Here is a 5,338-nt window from a genome sequence, read left to right on the forward strand (position 1 = left end):
CCGAATTCCGACTTCTAACTTCTAACTTCTAACTTCTAACTTCTGACCTCTGACCTCTGGCCTCTGGCCTCTGGTCTCTGGTTTCTGGTTTCTGGTTTCAGCCTTGAGCCCTGAGTTTTCTCCCTAATCAGCTTATCAGCTCAACAGCTTATCAGCTATTTTTTGATGGGTTCGGGGTTCGGGGTTCTGCGTTCTGCGTTCTGCGTTCTGGGTTCTGCGTTCTATGTTCCGGGTTTCAACCTTGAGCCTTTCAGCGCACCAGCATATGAGCTCATCAGTTAGTCTGCGCACTGCTCACTGCTCACTGTTCGCTGTTCAGGGTTCCGGGTTCTGAGGTCTGAGGTCTGAGGTCGGGCGTCGGAAGTCGCCTATGAGAAATCCTTCTCGGAACGGGGCATGCGCCACGCGACCAACCGTATCGACGTTGCTTGTTGGTTATGTCTCCTCGCCCCTGTGGGGAGAGGGACAGGGTGAGGGCAATCAGATAAGATAAGGGTTAGTCAAGGTACCTCAAACCGATGCCATACCCGATTCGTTTTCGCCGGCCAGTTCCTGCCGCCATTTGACTTCGGCCAGGCCGATGGATCGCGACCGCTCCTCATCGGCTATGAATGGCAGTATGGCCGGGTGGCGGACCATTCGCATCACCAGGATGGTCCCTGATTGAGAATTGTTGGATGTCTCGATATAGGACCCCTGGCTTGAGAATTTGCGCATGACACCGGCCGACGAATTGATGGGATCGGTACTGGCATATGGCCGGCAAGTGATTGCTGCCTCGGTGGGATTGCGCGGAGAGACCCGCCGAGTCTTTTTTTTCACTATTTTATCTTGCATATTCTCACCCAAGTTGAGCGATTCCCATTTCGGTTTTATAAAAAATTATTACAAAAATTATGGGTTATGTCACTTGCCGACTCCAAAATGGAAAAGCCCTTGGGATTGCCGATCTTACCGCATCAACGGCGTCAGATATCTTCTCGCATGGGCGAATATCGCAAAAAGATATCTTCCTTGTATCTGCGGCAAGCTCGACAATGGCTTGTATAAGAGAAAATAAAATTAACTTGAGCGTATAGGGTTGGCGGCCCTAACACCGAAAATTCATAATGTCAGCCAAATTTCCTTTATCCGGTAAAGCCCTTAGACTTGGAGGAAGAGAAGGAGCAATCGCTGGGCTAAGAGCCCGAAACTGAGTTTCTTCCTTCCGCCAGGTTTAAATCGGTGATTAACATGGTGCGCGACACCGCATTTTCACAAGCTTGATGATTCCTGGCACCAATTATTCTGGAAAAGGAGAGTCGGCAATGAAATCATTTTACATGGGTATTGACGTCAGCAAAGGATATGCTGATTTCGTGATCATCAACCCCAAAAAGATACCAGTCACCCGAAGTTTTCAACTGGATGACACCTCTAACGGACACACGGCGCTGTACAAATTTGTCGCCCGCTTTCTGTCCAAACATCCCAATTCGAAACTGTTTGTCGGTATGGAAAGCACCGGTGGATATGAAAACAACTGGTACAACTCACTGGTTGCTTTTCAGGATTCTTTAAACATCCTAACCGCCCGGCTGAACCCGCTGGGCGTCAAGCACAACAGTCAAGCGGATCTGAAGAAAAACACCACTGACAAAATCAGCGCCCAGAACATCGCCGAATATCTGATTGCGCATCCTGAAAAGGTGAACTATCAACAGCAAAATCAGTTGGCCGGGTTGAGAAAGCAGTGGGGATTTATTCAGACCCTTACCAAACAAAGAACCCAATTTACAAATCAGTTTAAAGGGTTATTGTACTTAAGCAATCCTGAACTATTGCGATACGGTCAATCCGAAACGCCAGCATGGCTTTTAAAGGTCGCCGTCAAGTATCCCAGCGCTGCCAGGCTCAAAAGAGCTAAGACCGGGACCTTGGCCAAAATCCCATTCGTAACTTTAAAAAAGGCCCAACAACTTGTCGGCGATGCCAAACGTTCCGTTGCCTCGGCTACGGATACGACAACGGAACAGCTCATTGTCGCCACAGCTCAGCAGATCATCCATTTGAACAAAACGATCGACACTCAGACCCGTCGGATGATTGAAGCTTGCGCTCTACCCGAAGTAGAACTGCTCAAAACATTCGCTGGCATCAGTGACAAATCCGCCATCGGGCTGATGATTGAGATCCAGACGATTGAACGTTTTGAAAATCCCAAGAAATTGGCTTCCTTCTTCGGTGTGCATCCGGTCTATAAAAAAAGTGGGGATGGTGTTGGCGGAATTAAAATGAGCAAGCAGGGCCGTAAACAACCTCGCCACATTCTATATATGAGCGCCTTGGTAGCCATTAAATGCAATCCGCTAATCAAGCAGACTTACGAGAAACACCAGAAAAACGGAAAACACAACATGTCTGCCATGGGCATCTGCATGCACAAAATATTAAGAATCATCTATGGCATGCTCAAACACAAAAGGGCGTTCGATCCAAAGATCGACATAGCGAATCAACATCGTCGTGTACCCGAAAGGAATGTGGCGCCAAGGCGAGATAATGCCCGCCGTTTTCAAGCTTATGACATTAAAGCCCCGGTATCCAGACGCCAGGCAGTTAAGCGACTGGAACGGGACAGGTCCCATAGCGTACTTGACACTAAGATCGGGATCACTGAGCCCATTCCAGTCGACAACTAAATAGCAAAGATTTAAGACGAATTGAAGGCTTTACCGAATTTTCAAAGAGCGACGGACTGGAAATCAAATTTTGGTTGACTTTCCTCCGATTAACTCAGTTATCGGACTCCGTATTGACCACCTGGCGGATGCGAATAGGTCGCTTGCGGGGTTTGGGGTTGAGATTGTTGTTGATCAGAAAACCTTTGAGCCAGCCCTTGGCTTCCCGGGCGGTGTCTTGCTCGGCGTAGTATGCTTTGATGTCCTTGATCTCCGGATAGACCGTGTCCACCCGCTGCCATTGATTGGGTGCCATCTTGGCCTCTAGGGCGTAAATCACGTCTTTGGTTTCCACGGCCACCAGTCGAACCGTCGGACCCAGTTTCTTTTCCAGTTTCCGAATGGTTTCAAGATCCTCGGGGCTTAAAATGGCGATCTTCAGATCATCCAGTCCGGTCATTGGGGGGCTTCCTTTTTCAGTTCGACCTCGTTTTGGGTTGCATGGAAGTTGAGCCGACAGGTGGTTGCCAAAGGAAAATTTATAAAAACAGAATCCCCTTGGCTTGTCAATTTCGACCTTAGACTCGCTTTGGTCATATGCGCTAACACGTCGGTTTTTGACAACCTTTTCTTTATGGTTACTGTAGTAGATATCTTTCCCAGCGGTCAGATACTTACGTTTTTGACGGTTACACACAACCAGATCCACCCCGACGGAACGAGTAAGAACAGTCCAGTGTTGGAGACCTCCGATGAAAGACAGCAGCCCTATTTACGACAACGCATGCCGATCCGAAGTCGAAAGCCAGGAACAGGCGCGCTCGAAACTGCCTGAAATTGCAGAACGGATTGTGGATCACTGCCAGAACAGCCCCTGTTACACGCACATCGACAGCGAGCCCATCCCTTCTGAAGGGTTTGTGACCGGCATCATCGACATGTTCCGGGAGCTGCTTTTTCCCGGTTATTTTTCCCGTGAGAAGTTGGACCCGGTGAACATGCGATACAGCCTGGGGCAGACCGTCTCCAAGCTGTTCGACCTGCTGGCCGACCTGATCACCCACAACATCCGCCACGATTGCCTGCGCTACCATCAGTCCTGCAGCGGGTGCGAATCTCAGGGACACAGCATTGCCCTCGAGGTGATGGACGCCATTCCCGAGATGCGTCAGACCCTGGCCTCGGATGTTCGAGCGGCCTTCGAGGGAGATCCTGCGGCAAAAAGCCACGACGAAATTATCTTCAGCTACCCGGGCCTGTATGCCATCAGCGTCTACCGGGTTGCCCACAAACTGTTCAAGTTGGGCGTGCCCATGCTTCCTCGGATCATGACCGAGCATGCCCACAGCATAACCGGTATCGATATCCACCCCGGGGCAGCCATCGGCGGTCGGTTTGTCATCGATCACGGTACGGGCGTGGTGATCGGTGAGACCACGGAGATCGGCAGTGATGTGCGTATCTATCAGGGGGTAACCCTGGGAGCCCTCTCCCTGCCCAAGGATGCGGGTGAAAAACTGCGCGGAAAAAAGCGCCATCCGACCATCGAAGACGAGGTCATCATTTACTCCGGCGCCACCGTTTTGGGAGGGGATACCGTGATCGGCGCCCGTTCCGTGGTGGGCGGAAACGTCTGGCTGACCGAATCCATCCCGCCCGACACCACGGTGATGATGGAAATGCCCAGACTGATCATCAAGGAGGCCCGCCGGCAGACCGGCAGTTAATTCTCGATCATCGCGTTGCAAGGAGGATATCATGACCGTTCACCATGCCATCGACACCACCGTCGGCAAAACACCCCTGGTCCGATTGAATCGGACCGGCGGCGATCTTCATGCCGAGATTTTTGCCAAACTGGAATTTTTCAACCCGCTGGGCAGCGTCAAGGATCGCATCGGCGCCGCCATGATCGACGATGCGGAAAAAAAGGGGTTGATCGGCCCCAGCACCCTGATCGTGGAGCCCACCAGCGGCAACACCGGCATCGCCCTGGCCTTTATCTGTGCGGCCCGGGGATACCGGCTTTGCCTGACCATGCCGGAAACCATGAGTGTCGAGCGCCAGAAACTGCTCCGGCACCTGGGGTCACAGCTGGTGCTTACCCCCGGCCCCCAGGGAATGGGAGGGGCCATCGAAAAAGCCAACGCCATCGTGGCCGAAAACCCGGGGGCGTTCATGCCCAACCAGTTCGCAAACCCGGCCAACCCCCGCATCCACCGGGAGACCACGGCCGAGGAGATCTGGGCCGACACGGCCGGTGATGTGGACATCTTGGTGTCCGGCGTGGGCACCGGCGGCACCCTTACCGGTGTGGGGGGCTTTTTAAAGGAGAAGAAGCCCGGCTTCCAGTGTGTGGCCGTGGAGCCATCCGCCTCGCCCGTGCTTTCCGGCGGTGAAAAGGGACCCCACAAGATCCAGGGCATCGGTGCGGGCTTCGTGCCCCAGGTGCTGGACCGGTCGTTGATCGACGATGTGGTCACGGTAACGAACGACGACGCCTTTGAGACGGCCCGGCAACTGGCAGCCAGGGAAGGCATCTTGTGCGGCATCTCCTCCGGCGCGGCGGTATGGGCGGCCATCCAGGTGGCGTCGCGGGCGGAAAATGCCGGCAAGCGCATCGTCACCATTTTGCCCAGTACGGGCGAGCGGTATATCAGCACGGAACTGTTTGTTTA

At 52.8% G+C, this 5,338-nt stretch carries 5 protein-coding genes; 3 read left to right on the top strand and 2 right to left on the bottom strand.

Translation table 11 applies throughout. The features are described 5' to 3' along the window. Positions 1 to 510: 510 nt before the first annotated feature. On the bottom strand, positions 511 to 822 hold the full coding sequence (locus ABYV26_RS20000) for a hypothetical protein (protein ID WP_372683127.1): 312 nt from the start codon (positions 820 to 822) through the stop codon (positions 511 to 513). Positions 823 to 1,307: 485 nt separating this feature from the next. On the opposite strand from ABYV26_RS20000, the gene ABYV26_RS20005 reads away from it, so the two are divergent. Continuing rightward, on the top strand, positions 1,308 to 2,681 hold the full coding sequence (locus ABYV26_RS20005) for an IS110 family transposase (RefSeq protein WP_372683128.1): 1,374 nt from the start codon (positions 1,308 to 1,310) through the stop codon (positions 2,679 to 2,681). 94 nt (positions 2,682 to 2,775) lie between these two features. Here ABYV26_RS20005 and ABYV26_RS20010 read toward each other — a convergent pair whose 3' ends face one another. Next, on the bottom strand, positions 2,776 to 3,120 hold the full coding sequence (locus ABYV26_RS20010; RefSeq protein ID WP_372683129.1) for a hypothetical protein: 345 nt from the start codon (positions 3,118 to 3,120) through the stop codon (positions 2,776 to 2,778). Between the two features lie 292 nt (positions 3,121 to 3,412). On the opposite strand from ABYV26_RS20010, the gene epsC reads away from it, so the two are divergent. Both epsC and cysK read left to right on the top strand, forming a co-directional pair. Then, positions 3,413 to 4,387: a serine O-acetyltransferase EpsC gene (epsC, locus tag ABYV26_RS20015; RefSeq protein ID WP_372683130.1), complete on the top strand. Its 975-nt coding sequence runs from the start codon at positions 3,413 to 3,415 to the stop codon at positions 4,385 to 4,387. Between the two features lie 31 nt (positions 4,388 to 4,418). Beyond that, positions 4,419 to 5,338 (top strand): cysteine synthase A (gene cysK / locus ABYV26_RS20020; RefSeq protein WP_372683131.1); only part of this gene is annotated, 920 nt, incomplete at its 3' end.

Source organism: Desulfosarcina sp. (genome assembly GCF_041551955.1).
In the GTDB taxonomy this organism is placed as follows: domain Bacteria; phylum Desulfobacterota; class Desulfobacteria; order Desulfobacterales; family Desulfosarcinaceae; genus Desulfosarcina.

What these genes read in the sequence shown, in the direction of transcription:
- ABYV26_RS20005 (WP_372683128.1), top strand. Translation starts at nt 1,308, where the DNA reads ATGAAATCATTTTACATGGGTATTGACGTCAGCAAAGGATATGCTGAT.
- ABYV26_RS20010 (WP_372683129.1), bottom strand. Translation starts at nt 3,120, where the DNA reads ATGACCGGACTGGATGATCTGAAGATCGCCATTTTAAGCCCCGAGGAT.
- epsC (WP_372683130.1), top strand. Translation starts at nt 3,413, where the DNA reads ATGAAAGACAGCAGCCCTATTTACGACAACGCATGCCGATCCGAAGTC.